We start from the raw sequence: 20172 nt of genomic DNA on the forward strand, positions 1-20172 counted from the left end.
ATGGTCCGCCTCCACGTCCCCACGCCGCTCTCCCCCGACGCCGCCGTCCTGCCGACGCTGGATCAGTCGCGCTATCTGACCCAGGTGATGCGGCTGAAGATCGGGGACAGCCTGCTGGTCTTCAACGGCATCGACGGGGAGTGGTGCTGCGTCATCGCCGAAATCCTCAAGAAGGGCGTGGTGTTGCGGGCCGAGGAGCAGGTGCGGCCGCAATCCATGGGGCCGGACGTGCAGTTGCTGATCAGCGTGGTGAAGAAGAGCGCGCTGGAGTTCGCCGTCGAGAAGGCTACCGAACTGGGGGCGCGGCGGGTCGGGCTGGTGGTCACCCACCGAACCCAGACCCAGCATGTGCGGCTGGACCGGCTGGACGCCATCGCTATCGAGGCCGCCGAACAGACGGGCCGGCTGGATGTGCCGATGATCGACGAGCCGGTGAAACTGGCGGACCTGCTGGACGGCTGGGAGGCCGGGCGGCGGCTGATGTTCTGCGATGAGACGGGCGGGGCGCCGGTGATGGAGGCGCTTGGAAAGCCCTCCCTCTCCAGGGGGGAAGGGAGCAGAAAGTGGGCCATTCTCATCGGTCCTGAGGGTGGATTCTCGCCGGAGGAGCGCGAGCGCCTGCGGTCTCTGCCCTTCACCATCGCCGTCTCGCTGGGGCCGCGCATACTGCGGGCCGACACCGCCGCCATCGCCGCCCTGACCCTGTGGCAGGCGGCCGTAGGCGACTGGGACCGCTAGCGGGGCCGGCTACTTCCGGGCAAGATGCGGCGATGTTCAACGAACTGGCCCTGTCGACGATACTGGCCCTACTTGCCGTCAGCATCCACGGATTCGGCTTGCTCGGCCTCGGTCGCGGTCTGGAACTCTACGAAATCCGGGCGGGCCGATCCTATGTCGAAGGGCCGCTGTGGCGGCACGCCCTCCTGACCATCGCCGTGGTTCTGGGCCTGTTCGTCATCCATGGGGTGGAGATCTGGGTGTACGCCGCCGTCTATGTGCTGATCGGCGCGGTGCCGGACTTTCGCGAGGCGGTCTATTTCTCCAGCATCAGCTATGGCTCGATCGGCTACAGCGATGTGTTGATGGTGCCGCGGTGGCGTTTGCTCGGCGCCATCGAGGGCGTGGCCGGGGCCATCCTACTGGGATGGTCGGTCGCCTTCTTCGTCAGCGTCATGACGCCGTTCTCCGCCCGGAGAAAACACGGCATGGTCCATCGCAACGACCCTTGAGGAACGCGCCGTTTCCCCCCATCTAGCCGCGACAGCCTTCGGGCTCTGGGGGCGAAGAACCACATGACCGACGCCGCGCCGCTTTCCCGGGAAGACCTGATCGGCGCCATGTCAAAGGGCGCCAAGCCGAAGGACCAGTGGCGCATCGGCGCCGAGCACGAGAAATTCGGCTTCGATCGGTCGACCCTGCGTCGCCCCGCCTATGAGGGCGAGAACGGCATCCTGGCCATGCTGACCGGCCTGCAGCGGTTCGGCTGGGCGCCGGTGGAGGAGGCCGGCCACGTCATCGCCCTGGAGCGCAAGAACGACGAGGGGATGACCGCCTCGATCTCACTGGAGCCCGGCGGGCAGTTCGAACTGTCGGGCGCGCCGCTGAAGGACGTGCACGACATCTGCAACGAGACCGGTCAGCATCTGATGGAGGTCAAACAGGTCGCGGACCAGCTGAACCTCGGTTTCATCGGAGCCGGCTTCGACCCGATGTGGCGGCGCGAGGACGTGCCGGTCATGCCCAAGGGCCGCTACAAGATCATGCGGGCCTACATGCCGAAGAAGGGGTCGCTGGGCCTCGACATGATGCTGCGCACCTGCACCATCCAGTCGAACCTGGATTTCGCGGACGAGGCCGACATGGTGGCGAAATTCCGCACCTCCCTTGCCCTGCAGCCCATCGCCACCGCCCTGTTCGCCTGTTCGCCCTTCATCGAGGGCAAGCCCAGCGGCTTCCTGTCCTCACGCGCCAATGTCTGGACCGATACCGATCCGGACCGGACAGGCATGCTGGACTTCGTCTTCCAGGATGGCTTCGGCTACGAGCGCTATGCCGACTACGCCCTGGACGTGCCGATGTATTTCGCCAAGCGCGGCGAGACCTATGTCGACCTGTCGGGCCAGTCGTTCCGGCGCTTCATGACCGACGGCCTCGACGCCCTGCCCGGCGAGCGGGCGACGAAGGCGGACTGGAACGACCATCTGACGACTCTTTTCCCGGAGGTGCGGCTGAAGTCGTATCTGGAGATGCGCGGCGCCGACGGGGGACCCTGGAGCCGCATTTGCGCGCTTCAGGCCCTCTGGGCCGGGGTGCTGTATGACGCCCCCTCGCTGACCGCGGCCTGGGACCTGGTCAAGGACTGGGACATCGCCGACCACGAGCGCCTGCGCCGCGATGTGACCCGGCTGGGCCTCAAGGCCGAGGTGGCTGGGCGGTCGGTGCGCGACGTGGCCGTAGACATGGTCGCCATCGCCAAACAGGGGCTGAAGAACCGGGCCCGGTTCAGCGGCGGCATGGTCGATGAGCGCGGCTATCTGTCAGAGCTGGAAGATATCGCCAACAGCGGCGTCACGCCCGCCGACCGACTGCTGGCGCTGTACAACGGCGAGTGGGAGGGCGACCTGACGCGGATGTATCGCGACTTCGCCTATTAGGCGGCAATGCGACCTTAACCCCGGCGGCCTAGATGCATGTGTCATCGGGGTTTGGGACGACAGTACTGTGAGTTGCACCGCGCAGAGCGAACCGGATGACCACGGCTTTGCGGCGGCTTTTCTCGCCGACCCGACGACGGGCGCGGGCGCCGAGCTGTCCACCTTCTTCGACGTGTCGCTGGATCTGCTGGTCATTCGTGGGATCGACGGCCGGGTGGCGAGAGTCAGCCCCTCCTGGCACACGGCGCTGGGCTACACGCCGGAGGAAATGCGCGGCGTCCCCCTGCTGACGCTGGTCCATCCCGACGATCTGCCCGGAACGCAGGGCAGCGTTCAGGAGGTCGAGAACCGGCGTCCCGGCGGGCCGGTCATCGGTCACATCAACCGCTATCGTCACAAGGATGGCCACCACCGCACCCTTGAATGGCGCGCCCGCCGGTTCGGCGACCACATCTACGCAGTCGCCCGCGACGTCACCGATCGGGTCGCCGCTGAACAGGCCCTGATCGACGCCAAGGCGGCGGCCGAGGCTGCCAACACCGCCAAGTCCGAATTTCTGGCCAATATGAGCCATGAGATCCGGACCCCGCTGAACGGGGTTATCGGCATCGTCGATGCGCTGTCGCGCACGTCGCTCTCGCCGGAACAGGCGGAGATGGTGGCCCTGATCCGCGGGTCGGGCGTCACCCTGGAACGCCTGGTGTCTGACATCCTCGACGTCTCCAAGATCGAAGCCGGCCAGCTGGACCTGGAATCCCGGCCCTTCGATCTGGAAGACGCCCTGGAGCCGCTTGCGGTCATGGGCGCGCGGGCCGGGGACAAGGGGCTGGCCTTCCATGTCGAGCGCACGCCCGAGGCCCGGGGCGTGTTCGTGGGCGACAGCACCCGCATCCGTCAGGTGCTCGGCAATCTGCTGTCCAATGCGATCAAATTCACCGCCTCCGGCTCTGTCACAGTCCGCATCGAGGCCTGGCCGGACGATCCTGACGCGCCGTCGGCCCCGCATCAGCTGGCGATCACGGTCGAGGATACGGGGGTCGGCTTCAACGCCGGCCACGCAGCCCGGCTGTTCGAGCGGTTCAACCAGGCCGACAGCACCATCACACGCCGGTTCGGCGGCACGGGTCTGGGCCTGTCCATCTGCCGCTCGCTGGTGGTGATGATGGGCGGCTCGATCGAGGCCCGGTCGACTCCCGGCGCTGGCAGCCGCTTCCGTTTCGTCCTGCCGCTGGATCGCGCCTGCAGTCTGGCCGACTATGACGCCCGCGAAACCGGCGCCGGATCGGCGGCGCCGGCCCTCGCGGGCCGCCCGATCCGGGTCCTGCTTGCCGAGGATCACCCGACCAATCAGCGGGTGGTCCAGCTGATCCTCGGCGGCCATGGCGCCGAGGTCGTCACCGCCGACGACGGCGCCCAGGCGGTCGCGGCCTTTGAAGTTGGGACCTTCGACGTGGTGCTGATGGACATGCAGATGCCCGTCATGGACGGTCTGACCGCGACCCGGGCGATCCGCGCCTTTGAAGCCTCCATGCCCCACCGGTCCCGCACACCCGTCGTCATGCTAAGCGCCAACGCCATGGCCGAGCACCGCGCCGAATCCCTCGCGGCGGGGGCCGACAGCCATGTGGCCAAGCCCATCACGGCGGTCAGCCTCATCGCGGGAATTCAGACTGTGCTGGGGGACTGAGCGCCGGCCGCTCCCCGGGTCTGAGCCACACCATGCTGCGTCCGTTGAGCCTCGGGCCGGGACTGCGCGTGTCAGGCCTTGATCACTGGCTCCAACGGGCACAGGTTTGGCCGCAGCAGGCGGGAGGCTGATCATGAACGGGTTTAGCGTTGTCGCGGTCGTGGCCGCACTGGGGCTTGCCGGATGCCAGGAGCCCGCCGCGGTCGCCGGGCCTGAAGCACATCAGGCGGCGCCCCAACCGCCCGCGGCTCTGGGCGTCGCTTTCGACAAGGCCGCCGGTCTGCAGATGCGTCCCTGCGATGAAGAGATGGGGCCGCGCTGCATGATCTTGTCTGACCCGGCCGCCGAAGAATTCATGCGCGATCTGCTCACTGTCCAGGTTCACGCCGGTCCGCTTGAGACCGTCGCGGCTGAAGAGGCGGGCTTCGTGCGCAACGCCGGGGGGCGGTTGATGACCACCTACGGCCGGTTCGAGCCCGTCGCGGTCGAGGCGTTTGAGGTGAACGGCAAATCCGGCCTGCGCGCCTTGGTCGCCTGCGGGATCAGCGACCCCGAGACCGGCTTCCACGCCGCCGCCGGTGAATGTTTGTGGGCTGTCGTCAGCGACGGGGCGCAGTCCGTGGTGATCTCGTCGAGCGGTTTCGGCAACGGCCTGGACGCCGCCGAGACGGCCGTGCGGTCGATCCGCTTCACCACGGACTGACGAGCGGCCCCTACCGCGTCGCCGCCGTGTTGCACTGGGCCAGCTGCGCCTCGGTCAGGGCCGCGCCGTCGCGCTCGTAGCGGGTGACCATGCCGAAGCGGGCGACGAAGCGGCGGCACTCGCGGCCCAGGGGCTGGGAAATGCCGGGGCCGCGGGCGGCGCAGACGCCGTCGGGACCGCAGGTCCAGTTGCGGCCGTCGAAGAGTTCGCTGCGGGCCTCGCCGGGCGCGGCCAGGACAGCGGCGGCGCCGAGAGCGACGGGAGCGGGTTGGGCGGAGAGCAGGGCCGCCGTCGAGATCAGGGTCATGAGAAGCATGGTGCTTCCTCCAAAGGGACTTTCCAAACCGTCCGGCTGAGGATAAAAGTAACCGGTCGGTCACCGATAAGTGCACGGTCGGTTACTTTGGGTCAAGAGGTAATTTCGTTGGGCAAGGGCGAGGACACGCGGGCGCGGATTCTGGACGAGGCGATGCGTCAGGTCAGCGTGCGCGGCATGACCGGCGTCAGCCTGGGCGATCTCGCGACCGGGATGAACCTGTCCAAGAGCGGGGTGCTGAAGCATTTCCAGTCGATGGAGGCGCTGCAACTGGCCCTGTTGGACGCCATGACGGACCGGTTCGTGACCGAGGTCTGGCGGCCGGCGGAGCCGTTCGCACCCGGCCGCGAGCGGCTGGAGAAGCTGTTCGAGCGCGAACTGGCCTGGAACGACAGCGAAAACCTGCCGGGAGGCTGTCCGCTGACTTCCGCCGCGACCGAACTGGACGACCAGCCGGGGCCCTTGCGCGACAAGCTGAAGGACAACCGGGTGCGCTGGGGCCGGACGCTGAAGCGCGAGTTCCGCGTCCTGCGGCCCGAGGCCGACGATGCGACGCTGGAAACGCTGGTGTTCCAGTGGAAGGGCATATTGCTGGCCTATGGCCATTCGAAACGGCTGCTGGACGACGAGGCGGCCCGGGCCCGGGCGACGGCGGCGTACCGGATGCTGCTCGGGGTTTGAGACGACAGCCGAAGTCCGCCAGACGCGCGTTTCCTGTGAGCCCGGCGCCGGGCTAGAAGCGCGCCATGCCGACCGAGAACGAGCGCAAATACGTCCTGTCCGACTCGGCGGCGTTGCTGGCGCTGTGGGACCGGTCGGCGTGGAGCGAGATCCGGCAGGGATACCTGCCCGGCGACGCCCGCATCAGGCGTCAGGTCCGGAGCGGCGTCGCGCAGGACAGCTTCACCTACAAGATCACGGCCGCCGGTCGGCTGATCGAGATCGAGACGGCGATGGCGGAGCCGCGCGACTTCGACGACCTGTGGCCCCTGACGACGCGGCGCATCCACAAGCTGCGGCGGACCGAGACCGACGGACACGGTCTACGGTGGGACATCGACCTGCTGCTGGACGCGGCGGGGGCCTGCTATTTCGCCATGGCCGAATGCGAGATGCCCGAGGCCATGGACGCGCCGCCCGAGATCCTGGCCGCGCTCGCGCCCTTCGTCGCCTATGCTGTGCCGCGCGAGAGACAGGCCGAGTTCATCAATTCCCGGCTGGCCGATCCCGGCTATGTTGCGTCCCTGAGATTCTGACCCGAGCGGAGCCTGACATGACCGGAACCATTCGCGTCGGCATCGGCGGCTGGACCTATGAGCCGTGGCGCGGGATCTTTTATCCGGACAAGCTGAGCCAGAAGAAGGAGCTGGAGTACGCCTCCGCCAAGCTGACCTCGATCGAGATCAACGGCACCTACTATTCCGGCTTCAAGCCCGAGACCTGGATGAAGTGGCGCGACGAGACGCCCGACGACTTCGTCTTCGCGGTCAAGGCCAGCCGGTTCTGCACCAACCGGAAAATCCTGTCAGAGGGCGGCGAAAGCGTCGGGCGGTTCCTCGATCAGGGGCTGACGGCGCTGGGCGACAAGCTGGGGCCGATCAACTGGCAGTTCATGGCCACCAAGAAGTTCGACCCGGTCGATTTCGAGGGCTTTCTGAAGCTGTTGCCGAAGGAGAAGGACGGGGTGCGGCTGCGCCATGCGCTGGAGGTGCGGAACCCGACGTTCGACACCCAGCAGTTCTACGATCTGGCGGCGAAATACGGGGCGGCCATCGTCTATGCGATCGACGAGGAAGCGCCGGAGTGGCCGCGGATCGACCAGCCCACTGCCGACTTCAAATACGCCCGGCTGATGTCGAGCCGCGAGGACGAGCCGACGGGCATGTCCCCGGCCGAGCTGGACGGGATCGTCAAACAGGCCCGCAACTGGGCGAAGACCGGCGACGTCTTTGCCTATTTCATCGCCGGGGCGAAGGTGCGCAATCCGGCGGCGGCGCAGGCGCTGATCGCGAAGCTGGGCCAGTGACGGCGCGGCTGCACGGCAGCTGCCATTGCGGGGTCCAGCGGTTCTCCGCGCCCGCGCCCGAGACGGTGACGCAGTGCAACTGCTCGATCTGTTCGAAGCGCGGGGCGCTGGCAGCCTATTATGCGCCGGAGCAGGTCGAGCTCAACCTCTCGCCCGACGATCTCGCCAACTACCAGTGGGGCGACCGGATGATGACCTTTCACCACTGCGCGGTCTGCGGGTGCAGCGTCTTCGACGAGGCACCCGCCTGGACGACGGATGAGGGTGAAGCCCGGCCCGCGCGCGTCGTTGTGAACGCCCGGCTGTTCGATGACCTCGACCTGGCCGCCGTGCCGGTGCGCCATGTCGACGGCCGCAACGACTTTTGACCTTGCGGATTGCACCCCGTGTAAGCACCTGCCCCTGAAGCCAAGCCTCGAGGACCCTCCATGCCCATCGCCACCCGCGCCTTCGCCGCCACGTCCAGCAACGCTCCCCTGTCGCCCTACAGTTTCGACCGGCGCGATCCGGGGCCGGACGATGTGGCCATCGAGATCAAGTTCGCGGGCGTCTGCCACTCCGACCTGCATATCGTGAAGAATGACCTGGGCAATACGACCTATCCGATCGTGCCGGGTCACGAGATCGCCGGCGTGGTGACGGCGGTCGGCGCCGACGTCAGCCGCTTCAAGGTCGGCGACCGGGTCGGCGTCGGCTGCATGGTCGACAGCTGCCGCCAGTGCAAACCCTGTCTGGAAGGCGAGGAGCAGTACTGCGTGCCCGGCATGGTCCAGACCTATGGCTCGCCCGATCCCAAGGGCGCCGCCGTCGGCCAGAAGATCACCCAGGGCGGCTACGCCACCGCCATCGTGGTCGACCAGAACTATGTCGTGACCATCCCCGACAGCATTCCGCTGGACGCCGCCGCGCCGCTGCTGTGCGCCGGCATCACCACCTATTCGCCGTTGCGGCACTGGAAGGTCGGGCCGGGATCGAAGGTGGCGGTGATCGGTCTGGGCGGGTTGGGCCATATGGCGGTCAAACAGGCGGCGGCCATGGGAGCGGAAGTGACGGTGCTGTCGACCTCGGACCGCAAGAAGGCGGACGCCGAACGGATGGGGGCGAAGCATTTCCTCATCAACTCCGACAAGGCGGCGATGAAGGCCGCGGGCGAGAGCTTCGACCTGATCATCAACACCGTCTCGGCCACGCACGAGATCGCCAGCCATGTCCAGTTGCTGGCCAAGGACGGCACCATGGTCATGCTGGGCCTGACCACCGAGGGCCTGCCGGTCTATGCGATGGGTCTGTTGTGGCGGCGGCGGGCGGTGGCCGGATCGCTGATAGGCGGCATCCGCGAGACCCAGGAGATGCTGGACTTCTGCGCCGAGCACGGCCTCGCCTGCGACATCGAGGTGATCGCCCCCGACCAGATCAACGAGGCCTACGCCCGACTGGAGAAGTCCGACGTGCGATACCGGTTCGTGCTGGACATGGCGCGGATTTAGGGGCGCGGGGCGAGGGGCGAGGGAAGAAAACGGTCCGGGAGCGGCTGGCCTCTTGCTTCGACCCTCGCCCCTCGACCCTCGCCCCTCTCGCCGCTACACCTGCTGATGAAGGCCCTCCGACAGAGCGGGCCACCAGCAGGGACAAGGAAACACACATGGCTCGAGTGGCTCTGGTCACGGGTGGCACCCGCGGCATCGGCAAGGCGATCGTTCAGCGGCTGAAGGAAGACGGCATGCTCGTCGCCGCCGGCTATTCCGGCAATGTCGAGGCGGCCGAGGCCACGGCGAAGGAACTGGGCGTCTCGATCGTCAAGGGCAATGTCGGCTCGTTCGACGACTGCGCGCGCGCAGTGAAGGAGATCGAGGACCAGCTCGGCCCCATCGACATTCTGGTCAACAACGCCGGCATCACCCGCGACGGCTTCTTCCACAAGATGAACTCGGAGCAGTGGTCCGACGTGATCCGGGTGAACATGGACAGCGTGTTCAACATGACGCGGCAGGTGATCAACGGCATGCGCGACCGCGGCTTCGGCCGCATCGTTAACATCAGCTCGATCAACGGCCAGAAGGGCCAGATTGGGCAGACCAACTATTCGGCGGCCAAGGCCGGGATGATCGGCTTCACCAAGGCGCTGGCGCTGGAGAACGCGCGCAAGGGCGTGACCGTGAACTGCATCGCACCGGGCTATATCGACACCGAAATGGTCGGCGCGATGGACGAGAAGGTCCTGGCCGGGATCATCTCCCAGATTCCGGTCGGAAGGCTCGGAAAAGGCGAGGAAATCGCCGATATGGTGTCGTGGCTGGCCGGTGAACGTGCCGGATATGTCACAGGCTGCACCCTGTCCCTGAACGGCGGTCAGTATCTGGTCGGCTGAGCCGGTCCTGCCCAAAATCCGCCGCGTGTCGATAGCACCACTGCTCACCATGGAGTTGACGGCAAGGGTCAGAACGGCGCGAACGCCGCTTCCGGCTGCGATGGCGATCGCCCTCGCGGCGGCGGCCCTGTCGTCTCTGCCCATGGCCTCCCAGGCCCAGGCCCAGGACCAGGGCAACGCCCAGGCCGAGCAGAGCCAGGCCCTGCGCTACCGCAATGCGGCAGCCGCCGCGCGCGCCGTGCCGCCGACCGGCCGCTATGTCGCGGAGTCCGGCGAGGCCTTCATTCTCGACCGGTCCGGCCAGCGGCCTCTGTTGCGTTTCGACCGGCGAGATGAGACCTGGGTGCTGCGACCCACGGCCGCTCCCCGCGGCGACGTGATCTATCGCAATGACGCCGGCGACCAGCTGCTGCGGGTGACCCCCGGCGGCGGCATGACCGTCTATACGGCCCGGGCGCCCGGCGGCTCGCCCGCATCCTTCGCCGGCCCCGGCCAGAGCCTCACTCCGCCGACCCTGGGTCCGACCCAGCTGTTCCAACTGATGGCTCGACGCAGCCATATGTTGAGCCAGACGATGGGCCGGCTGATCGAGATCAATCTCGTTACGGGCGAGCAGGCCGAAAGCCTCTCTGTCGAGGCCCTGATCCTGTCAACCGACGCGGTCCTCCGGATAGCCCGCTCCCCGACGGCCCGGTCTTCGCTGGATCGGCTGCGCAGCATCACCATCGTCGAGGGCGAGCGCGCCTCGGTCACCTATGCACGCGGCGACCTGCGCATCGTGGTGGCTCCGGTGCAGGGCGTAGCCGGCCGCCCGTCGTCGGCCCGCGTGATTCAGGCCTTCCTGGCCCCGCCGGCTCCGATCCGGCGCTAGAAAACGTCCTTGGCCGCCCGCACGACCGCGAAGGTTTCGGCGTCACCCGCCCGCAGGAAGGGATTGAACGCCTTTTCCGCACCGATGGTCGTCGGAACTGTGGCTTCGCCCCGCTCACGCGTCGCGAAAATCTCCTCTGCTCGCGCCGCCATTTCCGGCCGATCATCGACGCTGAGGGCGAAGCGGGCGTTGGCGGCGGTGTATTCGTGCGCGCACCAGATGACGGTCTCCTCCGGCCAAGTGGCCAAGGTCTGCAGGCTGTTCCACATCTGCGCCGGCGTACCCTCGAACAACCGTCCGCAGCCGAGGGTGAACAGCACATCGCCGACAAAGGCCTGGGCGTCCGCGGGCGAGCGATAGACGATGTGGCCGAGGGTGTGGCCGGGCGCATCGGTCACCTCCAGCGCCGTCGCGCCCAGCATGACCGTGTCGCCACCCGCCACGATCCGGTCGATCGGCGCGGCCTTGCGCACCTCTTCGGGTCCGACGATCTCGCAGCCGGTTTCGGCCTTCAGCCGGGCGTTGCCCTGGGTGTGGTCGGGGTGCCAGTGGGTGTTGAGGATCAGGTCGAGCCGACCCCAGCCGCTGAGCTCCAGATCGACCAGAATTGCGGCCGCGTCGGGCGTGTCGATGGCAGCCACCGTCCCTGTGTCCCGGTCCCGAACCAGAAAGCCGTAGTTGTCGTTGAGGCAGGGAAACAGGCGCACGTCGAGGGTCATGCGCGCATTCTAGCAGCCGCCCCCGGCGCGGCCTATGGTGACGCCATGCGGCGAAGTATCGAGGAACTCCGGACCTTCTACGGCGAGCCTACCGGCGCCCTCGCGCGTCGGCTGCTGGCGCGTCGGCTGGAGGACGCCTGGGGCGAGGCGGCCAACAGCGACGTCCTGGGCATCGGCTACGCCACCCCGTGGCTGGAGGCCTTCGTCGGGGCCCGGCGCGTGGTCGCGGCCATGCCGGGCGGTCAGGGCGTCGAGCCGTGGCCCCTGGTCGGAAAAAACCGGAGCCTGCTGGTCGATGACCGCCGCCTGCCCTTCGCCGCCGGTTCGTTCGACCGCATCCTGCTGATACATGCCCTGGAAGAGGCGGACGACGCCCAGGGGCTGATGAATGAGGCCGTGCGCGCCCTGTCTCCGGCCGGGCGGATCATCCTGGTCGCGGCGGCCCGGGGCGGGATGTGGGCGCGGGCCGAGGCCACGCCCTTCGGTCACGGACGGCCTTTCACCCGCCGCCAGCTGGAGCGGCTGGTGCGCGGCGCGGGTCTGGAGCCCACGGCCTGGTCCCAGACCCTGTATGTGCCGCCGTGGGGACCGCTGCTGCCGTTGGCTGACGGTTTCGAACAGGTAGGCAAGCGGATCATGCCGGGCGCGGCGGGCGTCATCCTGCTGGAGGCGACGCGGCAGGCCTATGCCCGTATCCGGCCGGGCGGGGCGGTGGCCACGGCGCCGGTGCTCACGCCCGCGATGCAGCCCCAGCCGGCGTCGCGATCATCGCGCGATCTGCCCGGTGATGATCTGGCGGGAAGCGGCGAACGCCCTTAAAGCCCTGCCCATGCAACGACTGATCCTGATGCGTCACGCCGAGGCGGAACGGGCGGCCGGTTCCGGTCGGGACCGCGACCGCGTGTTGTCGGCCCGTGGCCGCAGGGACGCCGCCGCCATGGGCCGGGTGCTGGCGGGACGCGGCATGCGCCCCGATCTGGCGCTGGTGTCGCCGGCCGCCCGCACGCGCCAGACCTGGGATCTGCTGCATGACGCCTTCGGCGACGTGCAGGTGCGCGAGGACGAGCCCCTGTACAACGGCGGTTCCGAAACCCTGCGCCGGTTCGTGGAAGCGGGAGAGGACGAGGCCGGCTGTCTGATGGTCGTGGCCCACAATCCGGGGGTCCATCTGCTGGCGGTGGAATATCTGGTCGAGGGGGCCGCGTCGCCCGCCATTCTGGACCGGATGAGCGGCGGCTTTCCGCCGGGAGCGGCAGCGATCTTCACCGTCGACGTGGCCGGACGCTGCACCTTCGAAGGCTTCATCCAGCCGCGTGATCTGGGCGGCGAATGAGCGATTTCGCATACAAGCTGGTCGATCTGGCCGAGTGGAAGGCGGCGCTGGCCAAGGCGTCCTACGCCGGGTCGGCGCTCGATCTGAAGGACGGCTACATTCATCTGTCGAGCGGCGCGCAACTGGCGGAGACCGCGCGCCGCCACTACGCCGGGCGGAGCGACCTCGTGCTGGTGGCGGTCGATCTCCGACGAACAGGCGATGCCTTGAAATGGGAGCCGTCGCGCGGCGGCGACCTTTTTCCGCATTTCTATGGACCCCTGACGACAGACCTGGCGTCGGACGAACGCCGCCTGTCGGTCGATGCCCAGGGCGTCATGCGATTTGAAGACGGAACCGTCGGATGGCCGTGACCGACATCGGGGCCGCCCTGCTGCGTGCGCTTGAACCCGAAACCGCCCATGGGCTGGCGATCCGGGCGTTGCAGCTGGCGCCCTTGCCGCCGGCGCGGGCCGACGACCCTGTCCTCGCGACCAGCGTAGCCGGCCTGGCCCTGCCCAATCCGGTCGGTCTGGCCGCCGGACTGGACAAGAACGGGGAAGCCCTGCACGGCCTGTCTCGGCTGGGCTTCGGCTTTGTGGAATGCGGCTCGGTCACGCCGCTGGCCCAGCCCGGCAATCCGAAACCGCGCCTGTTCCGCCTGAGCGAGGACCGCGCGATCATCAACCGGATGGGGTTCAACAACGCCGGTCTGGAGGCCTTCGCCGCCCGGCTGGCTGATCGACCTCGCAACGCCGTCGTGGGCGCCAATCTGGGAGCCAACAAGGACACCGAAGACAAGGCCGCGGACTATGTCGCCGGGCTGATCCGGCTGAAGGGTCTGGCCGACTATGTGACGGTCAATGTCTCCTCACCCAATACGCCGGGGCTGCGAGCCCTGCAGGGCCGGGCGGCGCTGGACGATCTGCTGGGCCGGCTGGCCGAGGCTCGCGGGGACGACCCGACCCCGGTCTTCCTCAAGATCGCGCCGGACCTGACGTCGGCCGAGATCGCGCTGATCGTCGAGGCCAGTCTGGATCACGGGATCGATGCCCTGATCGTGTCCAACACCACCCTGGACCGTCCCGACAGCCTGCGTTCGAACCACCGGGCCGAGGCTGGAGGGCTGTCCGGCGCACCGCTGAAGGCGCGGGCCGGGGCCGCCCTGCGCGCCGCCGCGGAGGCCGCAGCCGGCCGCCTGCCCCTGATCGCGGCCGGCGGGATCGACAGCGGGGCCGAGGCCTATGCCCGCATCCGGGCCGGCGCGTCCGCCGTCCAGCTGTATTCCGCCCTGATCTATGAGGGTCCGGGCCTGATCGGGCGGATCAAGCGCGACCTCGCCGCGCGCCTGCGCTCCGACGGGTTTTCCACAGTCGCCGAGGCTGTTTCGACCGCCCGTTGACGGAGCGTTAGGGCAAGCAGGCCATGATCACGGGACGGGCGAAAACGCTCACTCCGGGGACCCGCATGGCGATAGCCACAGCCGACATGCCTGCCGCCGCGTCCGTCTCTGATCCCGGGGACTGGGCCGGCGCGATCCGTCAGCGGCGCAAGGCGCTGCTGCAACGGCTTGGCATGGCCGCGGCCAGCGCCCTGATTTTCAGCCCGCTTCTTGGCGGGTCGCTGAGTTTCGCCTGGGTCGTCGGCTATTTCGTCGTCCAGCTGCTGGACCTGTGGGTCTTCGCCCCGATCCTCAGCGGCAAGGCCGAGCGGCTGCGCGGCGTGCGCCGGGTCGGCGGCTGGCTCATGCTGATCCTGAACGCCGCCTATTTCGGCAGCCTGTCGGTGCCGCTATGGCTCATCGGCGGACCGTTCGGCGGCATCTGCGCCGTCATGCTGCTGTCGGCCGGCGCCATCTATTCAGTGATCAACGCCCCGCGTTCGACCTCGGTCATGTTGATGACGGCCTCGGTCCAATTTCTGTATCTGGCGGCGACGCCGGTGTTCATGGCCATTCACGGGGCCACGCCCGGTTTCGTCACGGCCGCGGCCATCGCCGTCGGCGTCTTCATCACCTACTGCCTGTCGACCTGGCAGCGGATGAACGAGGCGCGCCTGTCCGAGAGCGCCGCCCGTGTCGAGGCCGAGGAAAAGCGCGCCGAAGCCGAGCGCATCATGGCGGGCCGCAGCGCCTTTCTCGCCGCGATCGGCCACGACCTGCGCACGCCGATCAGCGCCATCCTGACCGGCGCCGCGGAGCTGGAGCGCGGCGCGAGTGACGCCGCTGGCCGCTCGCAGGCCCAGCTGATCACCGACGCCGGCTTCATGATGAAAGCCATGCTCGACGACCTGTTGGACCACGCCAAGCTGGACGCCGGCCACATGACGGTCGACCAGGTCGACTTCAATCTGCGTGACCTGCTGAACCAGACCACGCGGCTCTGGCGCGGTCCGGCCCGGGTCAAGGGGCTGAAGCTGCGGGTCGAGGGCGCCGCGTCCATCCCGGCCGCCGTGCGGGGCGATCCGATGCGGGTCCGTCAGGTGCTGAACAACCTGATCTCCAACGCGATGAAATTCACCGAGACAGGGTCGATCACCCTGCGTCTCAACGCCTGGAGCGAGGAGCCGGGCGGCCACGCGGTGTTGATCGAGGTCGCGGACACGGGTCCCGGCCTGACGGCCGACCAGATGGCGCGCCTGTTCACCCCCTTCGACCAGACCGTCGACGGCGTGAGCGCCCTCCATGGCGGCACCGGTCTGGGTCTGGCCATCAGCCGCCAGCTGGCCGAGCTTATGGACGGTAGACTGACCGTCCGCAGCCGTCCGGGCGCTGGCGCCCAGTTCACCCTGGCCCTGCGGTTGCAGCCAGGCGAGATGGTCGAGGCCGCCCCCACTGTGCTGGATCAGGAAAGCCGGGACGCCGTCGCGCGCGCCCTGTCCGGCCGTCCGACCACCCCCTCCACGCCTGCCACCGCTGCGCAATCGCTGGCCGCGGCTCCCCGGCCCGTCGCAGCTCCGGCCCCCGAAACCCCGGCTCCCGAAACCCTGGCCTCGACGCCCGAGCCGGTCGGGATCGCCGTTGCGGCCGAGGCCCAACCGGACCCCGTCATGGAGGACGGCGAGGAGGACGAGGGCCGACCGATGCGGGTGCTGGTGGTGGACGACCACGACATCAACCGCCGCGCCATCCAGCTGATCCTGCAGCCGCTGGGCTGCGACATCGCCACCGCCGCCGACGGCATGGCCGCGCTGAAGATCTGCGAGCACACCGCGTTCGACCTCATCTTCATGGATGTGCGGATGCCCGAGCTGGACGGTCGCGAGACCACCCGCCGCATCCGGGCGGGGGACGGTCCCAACGCCGGCGTGCCGATCATCGCCGTCACGGCCGACACCTCGCCGGACGACATCGCCGCCTGCACCGACGCCGGCATGACCTATTTCGTGCCCAAGCCGATCACGCCGCCGATGCTGCTGGGCGCCATCACCCATGTGATGGCCCTGGCTCAGTCGGAAGAAGAGGCCGGGATCGAGACCGCCGCCGCCTGATCGCGGACCGCAGCGACCAGACGATCGGCGAAGCCGGCGGCCTTCATCTCACACTCCCAGACCGTGACCACCCGCCAGCCGGCGCTGTCCAGCGCCGTGAGCATCGCGAGGTCGCGCGCGCGGTTTCGCCCGATCTTGGCGGACCAGTAGTCGGCGTTGGCCTTGGGCTTTCGCGCGCCTCGGGGGCAGGCGTGCCCGTGCCAGAAGCAGCCGTGCACGAAGACCACGACGCGCCGCCCCTGCATCACCAGATCGGGCCGGCCGGGCAGGCCGCAGCCCCCCAGCCTGTAACCGATCCCCGCCGCGCGCAGAATGCGGCGCACGGCGAGTTCAGGCGTGGTGTCGCGGCCCTTCACGGCGCGCATGACCGCGCTGCGCTGCTCCGGGGTGAAGACGTCGGTGGTGATCTCTCTCATACCGCTCATCCCGGCGAATGCCGGGACCCAGATGGAAATCCCGGTCCCTGACCCAGTGGCTCCGCGGGGCAGTCCCGTCGAACCTGGCCTGTTATCTGGGTCCCGGCATTCGCCGGGATAAGCGGGGAAAGGTGGGTCCTCTAGAGCTGCGCCAGCAGATGCTCGGCCGAGGAAACCCGGAATTCGCCGGGCTGTTCGATATTCAGCTGGCTGACCACGCCGTCCTTGACGATCATGGAGTAGCGCTGGGAGCGTTCGCCCATGCCGAAGCCCTTGGCGTCCATGGACAGGCCCAGCTGACGGGTGAAGTCGCCGTTGCCGTCGCCCAACATCACGATCTCATCCTTGCCGATGCCCTGGCTGTCGGCCCAGGCGCCCATGACGAAGGCGTCATTGACCGAGACGCAGGCGATGGTGTCGACGCCCTTGGCGGTCATCTCGCCGCGAAGGTCCTTGAAACCCGGCAGGTGGCGGGCCGAACAGGTCGGGGTGAAGGCGCCCGGCACGGCGAACAGGGCTACGGTCTTGCCGGCGAAAATGTCGTCAGTGGTGACCGGCCTGGGGCCGTCGTCGGTGGCGCGGGTCAGGTTGGACGAGGGGATGCGGTCGCCGATCTGGACGGTCATGGCAGGCTCCGGGAGTGTGTGAGGACGCAACGTCTCCGACCAGATAGGGGTTGCGGCGCAGGACGCCAACCGCATCGTGTCCATACGCCGCCTTGCGTCCGCGGGCCGGCGTCCCGATGATAGGATCATGGACGATTTCCAATCCCTGGTCGGGCGGCTGCTGGTGGCCATGCCGGGCATCAGCGACAGCCGGTTCGAACACGCCGTGATCCTGATCTGCGCCCACCGGCCGGACCACGCCATGGGCTTGCGGCTGGACCGGCCCGCGCCGGGGGTGAACCTCAAGAAGGTGCTTACCAAACTGGCGCCCGACGCCCCGGACGACGCCGCCGGGCGGCAGGTGCTGATCGGCGGGCCGGTGGAACGGGAGCGCGGCTTCGTGCTGCACACCGACGACTGGCTAATCGACGACGCCTCCGTGGCCTTCACCGAGGGTCTGGCCATGACGGGCACGCGCGAGGCTCTGCTGGCCATGGTGGACCCGGCGGCGGGGCCCAATCGTTCCGTGCTGCTGCTGGGCTACGCCGGCTGGGGCGAGGGTCAGCTGGAGGATGAGCTCGGCGAGAACGTCTGGCTGACCGCCGACGCCGATCCGGAACTGATCTTCGACGCCGACTACGACGGCAAATGGGCCAAGGCCCTCGCGGGGCTGGGCGTCGACCCGGCGCAGCTGTCAGGACAGAGCGGGCGGGCCTAGGCCGAACGCGCCTTGATCGGCGCCGTGCCGTCGGCGAGCGACTCGTTCAGATAGACCTCGGCCTCCTGGGCCGGCAGGGCCTGGGCGTAGCCGAAGCCCTGGCCGTAGTGGCACTGGGCCTCGAGCAGGAGTTTGGCCAGGCCGGCGTTCTCGACGCCTTCGGCGACGACTTCCAGCGACAGGTCGCGGCCCAGGTTGACGACGGATTTGACGATCTTGGCCGAGCCCTCGTCCTTGTCCATGGTCAGAACGAAATAGCGGTCGATCTTCAGCGTATCGAACGGCAGTTTGGCCAGCCAGGTCAGGGAGCTGAAGCCGGTGCCGAAATCGTCCAGCGCCAGCGAGGCGCCCGCCTTGCGCAGCCGGGTCAGGGTCTCGGCGGCGCGCGAGGTGTCGCGCATGATGTCGCCCTCGGTGACCTCCAGCTTCAGCGCGCCCTTGGGCAGGCCGGCGTCGGCGATGATGCGGGTCACGTCCTCGACCAGATTGGGCCGCTCGATCTCGCCGACCGACAGGTTGACGCTACAGAACAGCTTGCCCGCCGACGGATGCCGCACCAGCCATTCGGCGAGCTGGCGCGAGGCCTGGGTCATCATCAGGAGGCCCAGGTCGTTCATCAGGCCCATCTCGTCGGCCAGTCCGAGGAATTCGTCCGGCGGCACGAGGCCGCGCTTGGGGTGGCGCCAGCGCGCCAGGGCCTCGAACCCGGCCACGGCCCCGGTCAGCAGATTGACGATCGGCTGGTAGAACGGCTCGATCTCGCCGCGCACGAAGGCGTTGCGCAGGTCGGCCTCCAGCGCCAGACGGGACAGGCTGTCGCTTTCCAGCGCCCGGCCATAGGCGGCGACGCCGCCGCGCCCCGCAGTCTTGGCCTGTTCGACCGCCAGTTCGACCCGCCTCAGCATTTCGGCGGGATCGGGCGCGTCCGGCCCGCCCTCGGCCTGGGCCGAGCCGATCGAGACGGTCGGATAGATGTCGAACCCGGCGACCCGCAGCGGTTGTTCCAGCGCCTCGCGCACCCGTTCGGCGACCATGCCCGAGCCACGCGGGGCCAGGACGGCGAATTCGTCCTCGCCGATGCGGGCGGCGTTGGCGTCGTGGGCGAAAGCCGCGTTCAGGCGCGACCCCAGCGCCGACAGCACGAGGTCGGTGCGCTCATGTCCCAAAGCCTCGTTCAGACGGCGGAGGCGATCCACGTCGGCGACCACCAGCTCATAGTCCCCGGGCTGGGTCAGCTGCTCGCCGGCGCGGACCAGGAAGGTGCGCCGATCCAGCAGGCCGGTCAGGTGATCGCGGTGCGAGGCGGCGAACTTGGCCTCCAGGGCGGCCACGCCGGCGGCGCGCAGACCGTCCTCCAGCCAGACGCCGCGCCAGATACAGGTCTCGGAATCACGCATGCGCAGGCGGACGGCGACCTCGGTCCCCTCGGCCTGCGGCTTGAGAATCTTCTCGGCCAGCGCACGATCCTGCGGAATGGCCACAGCGGTGAAGGCGGCGCCCGAACACTCCGGCGCCAGCGGGCCGAGGCCCAGCGCCCGGGTCGCGCCGGTGAAGCGCATCTGGTCGTCGGACGGCGTCCAGATCCACAGGGCGGTGTCCGCGGCGGCCAGCGCCTCAATGGCTGTCGTCGCGTCCCAGGCCAGACTTCTGGAGCGAGTGTTCAACGCCTGAAGGGTCCCGACAGGACGGCCGAAATCAGCCGCCGCGCCCAGCTCCGTCATTGACGACGCCGAACAGGAGATGATCTGCCCAAGCGCCGTTAATTTTGAGATAAGCCCGGGCCTGTCCCTCAAGCTGAAAGCCGGTCTTTTCCAGCACGCGCCGCGACGCCGTGTTGTCCGGCACACAGGCCGCCTCGACCCGGTGCAGGTTCAGATCGTCAAACGCATAGGCGATCATGGCCCGCACGGCGGCCGTGCCCAGGCCCCGCCCGGCGAATCCCTGACCGATCCAGTAGCCCAGCGTCCCGGTTTCGGCCACGCCGCGACGGACGTTGGACAGGGTGATGGCTCCCACGAGCGACTGATCCGAATCAGCGAAGATGAAGAAGGGCCAGGCGTTGCCCGCGTCCATCTCGCGCCCGTAGATCGACAGACGGCGCTTGAAGGCCGCGCGGGTCAGGTCGTCCTCGGGCCAGATCGGCTCCCACGGCTGTAGGTAGGCGTGCGACGCCTGCCGCAGGGCGGCCCAGGCCTCATGGTCGGATGCGCGGGGCGGACGCAGGGTCACGCCCTGGCCCTTCACCACCGGCCCGGTCGCCTCGTTGATCCAGTCCAGCAGGGCCATGT

The 20172-nt window shown here is 68.5% G+C and carries 24 protein-coding genes; 18 read left to right on the forward strand and 6 right to left on the reverse strand.

What is annotated here, in order from left to right:
- The 5 genes from ACTIEW_RS07010 to ACTIEW_RS07030 all read left to right on the forward strand — a co-directional run bounded on the left by ACTIEW_RS07010 (position 1) and on the right by ACTIEW_RS07030 (position 5044).
- A complete protein-coding gene (locus tag ACTIEW_RS07010) occupies positions 1-738 on the forward strand; it encodes a 16S rRNA (uracil(1498)-N(3))-methyltransferase (RefSeq protein ID WP_439477187.1) in 738 nt (245 codons plus the stop codon).
- Positions 739-770: 32 nt separating this feature from the next.
- Positions 771-1229, forward strand: a complete 459-nt coding sequence (locus ACTIEW_RS07015; RefSeq protein WP_439477188.1) for an ion channel — start codon at positions 771-773, stop codon at positions 1227-1229.
- 63 nt (positions 1230-1292) lie between these two features.
- Positions 1293-2654: a glutamate--cysteine ligase gene (locus tag ACTIEW_RS07020; RefSeq protein WP_439477189.1), complete on the forward strand. Its 1362-nt coding sequence runs from the start codon at positions 1293-1295 to the stop codon at positions 2652-2654.
- Between the two features lie 67 nt (positions 2655-2721).
- Entirely contained in the window at positions 2722-4341 is a 1620-nt protein-coding gene (locus tag ACTIEW_RS07025; RefSeq protein WP_439477190.1) for an ATP-binding protein, read from the forward strand.
- A 133-nt stretch (positions 4342-4474) separates the two neighbouring features.
- On the forward strand, positions 4475-5044 hold the full coding sequence (locus ACTIEW_RS07030) for a hypothetical protein (protein WP_439477191.1): 570 nt from the start codon (positions 4475-4477) through the stop codon (positions 5042-5044).
- Positions 5045-5054: 10 nt separating this feature from the next.
- On the opposite strand, the gene ACTIEW_RS07035 is transcribed toward ACTIEW_RS07030, so the two are convergent.
- A complete protein-coding gene (locus ACTIEW_RS07035; protein WP_439477192.1) occupies positions 5055-5360 on the reverse strand; it encodes a CC_3452 family protein in 306 nt (101 codons plus the stop codon).
- A 108-nt stretch (positions 5361-5468) separates the two neighbouring features.
- Between ACTIEW_RS07035 and ACTIEW_RS07040 the strand changes: the two genes are divergently transcribed.
- From ACTIEW_RS07040 to ACTIEW_RS07070, 7 genes are all read left to right on the forward strand, one after another.
- Positions 5469-6041, forward strand: a complete 573-nt coding sequence (locus tag ACTIEW_RS07040; protein ID WP_439477193.1) for a TetR/AcrR family transcriptional regulator — start codon at positions 5469-5471, stop codon at positions 6039-6041.
- A 65-nt stretch (positions 6042-6106) separates the two neighbouring features.
- Complete coding sequence (locus ACTIEW_RS07045; RefSeq protein ID WP_439477194.1) at positions 6107-6616, forward strand: hypothetical protein; 510 nt, start codon at positions 6107-6109, stop codon at positions 6614-6616.
- A gap of 17 nt (positions 6617-6633) precedes the next feature.
- A complete protein-coding gene (locus tag ACTIEW_RS07050; protein WP_439477195.1) occupies positions 6634-7386 on the forward strand; it encodes a DUF72 domain-containing protein in 753 nt (250 codons plus the stop codon).
- On the forward strand, positions 7383-7754 hold the full coding sequence (locus tag ACTIEW_RS07055; RefSeq protein ID WP_439477196.1) for a GFA family protein: 372 nt from the start codon (positions 7383-7385) through the stop codon (positions 7752-7754). Before ACTIEW_RS07050 ends, ACTIEW_RS07055 begins: the two co-directional genes overlap by 4 nt.
- Before the next feature lie 60 nt (positions 7755-7814).
- Positions 7815-8873, forward strand: coding sequence for an NAD(P)-dependent alcohol dehydrogenase (locus ACTIEW_RS07060; protein ID WP_439477197.1), 1059 nt, complete (start codon positions 7815-7817; stop codon positions 8871-8873).
- A 155-nt stretch (positions 8874-9028) separates the two neighbouring features.
- Positions 9029-9754 carry an acetoacetyl-CoA reductase gene (gene phbB / locus ACTIEW_RS07065; RefSeq protein ID WP_304881666.1) on the forward strand — a complete coding sequence of 242 codons (726 nt, stop codon included), beginning with the start codon at positions 9029-9031 and terminating at the stop codon, positions 9752-9754.
- A 100-nt stretch (positions 9755-9854) separates the two neighbouring features.
- Complete coding sequence (locus ACTIEW_RS07070) at positions 9855-10625, forward strand: DUF4908 domain-containing protein (protein WP_439477198.1); 771 nt, start codon at positions 9855-9857, stop codon at positions 10623-10625.
- Here the strand turns inward: ACTIEW_RS07070 and gloB are convergent.
- Entirely contained in the window at positions 10622-11344 is a 723-nt protein-coding gene (gene gloB, locus ACTIEW_RS07075) for a hydroxyacylglutathione hydrolase (RefSeq protein WP_439477199.1), read from the reverse strand. The genes ACTIEW_RS07070 and gloB overlap by 4 nt on opposite strands.
- Positions 11345-11389: 45 nt before the next feature.
- Between gloB and ACTIEW_RS07080 the strand changes: the two genes are divergently transcribed.
- From ACTIEW_RS07080 to ACTIEW_RS07100, 5 genes are all read left to right on the forward strand, one after another.
- The gene (locus tag ACTIEW_RS07080) at positions 11390-12163 is read left to right on the forward strand and encodes a methyltransferase domain-containing protein (protein WP_439477200.1); all 774 of its coding nucleotides are present in this window, start codon (positions 11390-11392) and stop codon (positions 12161-12163) included.
- Between the two features lie 10 nt (positions 12164-12173).
- Positions 12174-12677, forward strand: a complete 504-nt coding sequence (locus ACTIEW_RS07085; protein ID WP_439477201.1) for a SixA phosphatase family protein — start codon at positions 12174-12176, stop codon at positions 12675-12677.
- Entirely contained in the window at positions 12674-13030 is a 357-nt protein-coding gene (locus ACTIEW_RS07090) for a DUF952 domain-containing protein (protein WP_439477202.1), read from the forward strand. The genes ACTIEW_RS07085 and ACTIEW_RS07090 overlap by 4 nt, the downstream gene beginning before the upstream one ends.
- On the forward strand, positions 13021-14058 hold the full coding sequence (locus ACTIEW_RS07095; protein WP_439477203.1) for a quinone-dependent dihydroorotate dehydrogenase: 1038 nt from the start codon (positions 13021-13023) through the stop codon (positions 14056-14058). The genes ACTIEW_RS07090 and ACTIEW_RS07095 overlap by 10 nt, the downstream gene beginning before the upstream one ends.
- 65 nt (positions 14059-14123) lie before the next feature.
- A complete protein-coding gene (locus tag ACTIEW_RS07100; protein WP_439477204.1) occupies positions 14124-16145 on the forward strand; it encodes an ATP-binding protein in 2022 nt (673 codons plus the stop codon).
- Here the strand turns inward: ACTIEW_RS07100 and ACTIEW_RS07105 are convergent.
- Positions 16103-16561, reverse strand: coding sequence for a very short patch repair endonuclease (locus tag ACTIEW_RS07105; protein WP_439477205.1), 459 nt, complete (start codon positions 16559-16561; stop codon positions 16103-16105). The two genes, ACTIEW_RS07100 and ACTIEW_RS07105, sit on opposite strands and share 43 nt — an antisense overlap.
- Before the next feature lie 140 nt (positions 16562-16701).
- Positions 16702-17187: a peroxiredoxin gene (locus ACTIEW_RS07110; RefSeq protein WP_439477206.1), complete on the reverse strand. Its 486-nt coding sequence runs from the start codon at positions 17185-17187 to the stop codon at positions 16702-16704.
- A 127-nt stretch (positions 17188-17314) separates the two neighbouring features.
- Here ACTIEW_RS07110 and ACTIEW_RS07115 point away from each other — a divergent pair, with 127 nt between their 5' ends.
- Positions 17315-17884: a YqgE/AlgH family protein gene (locus tag ACTIEW_RS07115; RefSeq protein WP_439477207.1), complete on the forward strand. Its 570-nt coding sequence runs from the start codon at positions 17315-17317 to the stop codon at positions 17882-17884.
- Here the strand turns inward: ACTIEW_RS07115 and ACTIEW_RS07120 are convergent.
- Together ACTIEW_RS07120 and ACTIEW_RS07125 are read right to left on the reverse strand one after the other, a co-directional pair.
- Positions 17881-19605 (reverse strand): putative bifunctional diguanylate cyclase/phosphodiesterase, encoded by a 1725-nt coding sequence (locus ACTIEW_RS07120; RefSeq protein ID WP_439477208.1) that lies wholly within the window; start codon positions 19603-19605, stop codon positions 17881-17883. The two genes, ACTIEW_RS07115 and ACTIEW_RS07120, sit on opposite strands and share 4 nt — an antisense overlap.
- Positions 19580-20170: a GNAT family N-acetyltransferase gene (locus ACTIEW_RS07125; RefSeq protein WP_439477294.1), complete on the reverse strand. Its 591-nt coding sequence runs from the start codon at positions 20168-20170 to the stop codon at positions 19580-19582. Before ACTIEW_RS07125 ends, ACTIEW_RS07120 begins: the two co-directional genes overlap by 26 nt.
- Positions 20171-20172 lie beyond the last annotated feature (2 nt).

Origin of the sequence: Brevundimonas sp. (assembly GCF_051860745.1) — a bacterium.
Lineage (GTDB): Bacteria > Pseudomonadota > Alphaproteobacteria > Caulobacterales > Caulobacteraceae > Brevundimonas.

Coding starts and splice junctions, on each gene's coding strand:
- ACTIEW_RS07125 (WP_439477294.1), bottom strand. CDS start 20,170: ATGGCCCTGCTGGACTGGATCAACGAGGCGACCGGGCCGGTGGTGAAG.
- ACTIEW_RS07015 (WP_439477188.1), top strand. CDS start 771: ATGTTCAACGAACTGGCCCTGTCGACGATACTGGCCCTACTTGCCGTC.
- ACTIEW_RS07050 (WP_439477195.1), top strand. CDS start 6,634: ATGACCGGAACCATTCGCGTCGGCATCGGCGGCTGGACCTATGAGCCG.
- ACTIEW_RS07060 (WP_439477197.1), top strand. CDS start 7,815: ATGCCCATCGCCACCCGCGCCTTCGCCGCCACGTCCAGCAACGCTCCC.
- ACTIEW_RS07045 (WP_439477194.1), top strand. CDS start 6,107: ATGCCGACCGAGAACGAGCGCAAATACGTCCTGTCCGACTCGGCGGCG.
- ACTIEW_RS07110 (WP_439477206.1), bottom strand. CDS start 17,187: ATGACCGTCCAGATCGGCGACCGCATCCCCTCGTCCAACCTGACCCGC.
- ACTIEW_RS07035 (WP_439477192.1), bottom strand. CDS start 5,360: ATGCTTCTCATGACCCTGATCTCGACGGCGGCCCTGCTCTCCGCCCAA.
- ACTIEW_RS07100 (WP_439477204.1), top strand. CDS start 14,124: ATGGCGATAGCCACAGCCGACATGCCTGCCGCCGCGTCCGTCTCTGAT.
- ACTIEW_RS07085 (WP_439477201.1), top strand. CDS start 12,174: ATGCAACGACTGATCCTGATGCGTCACGCCGAGGCGGAACGGGCGGCC.
- ACTIEW_RS07010 (WP_439477187.1), top strand. CDS start 1: ATGGTCCGCCTCCACGTCCCCACGCCGCTCTCCCCCGACGCCGCCGTC.
- ACTIEW_RS07020 (WP_439477189.1), top strand. CDS start 1,293: ATGACCGACGCCGCGCCGCTTTCCCGGGAAGACCTGATCGGCGCCATG.
- ACTIEW_RS07070 (WP_439477198.1), top strand. CDS start 9,855: ATGGCGATCGCCCTCGCGGCGGCGGCCCTGTCGTCTCTGCCCATGGCC.
- ACTIEW_RS07030 (WP_439477191.1), top strand. CDS start 4,475: ATGAACGGGTTTAGCGTTGTCGCGGTCGTGGCCGCACTGGGGCTTGCC.
- ACTIEW_RS07115 (WP_439477207.1), top strand. CDS start 17,315: ATGGACGATTTCCAATCCCTGGTCGGGCGGCTGCTGGTGGCCATGCCG.
- ACTIEW_RS07095 (WP_439477203.1), top strand. CDS start 13,021: ATGGCCGTGACCGACATCGGGGCCGCCCTGCTGCGTGCGCTTGAACCC.
- ACTIEW_RS07105 (WP_439477205.1), bottom strand. CDS start 16,561: ATGAGAGAGATCACCACCGACGTCTTCACCCCGGAGCAGCGCAGCGCG.
- ACTIEW_RS07120 (WP_439477208.1), bottom strand. CDS start 19,605: ATGACGGAGCTGGGCGCGGCGGCTGATTTCGGCCGTCCTGTCGGGACC.
- ACTIEW_RS07090 (WP_439477202.1), top strand. CDS start 12,674: ATGAGCGATTTCGCATACAAGCTGGTCGATCTGGCCGAGTGGAAGGCG.
- ACTIEW_RS07080 (WP_439477200.1), top strand. CDS start 11,390: ATGCGGCGAAGTATCGAGGAACTCCGGACCTTCTACGGCGAGCCTACC.
- gloB (WP_439477199.1), bottom strand. CDS start 11,344: ATGACCCTCGACGTGCGCCTGTTTCCCTGCCTCAACGACAACTACGGC.
- phbB (WP_304881666.1), top strand. CDS start 9,029: ATGGCTCGAGTGGCTCTGGTCACGGGTGGCACCCGCGGCATCGGCAAG.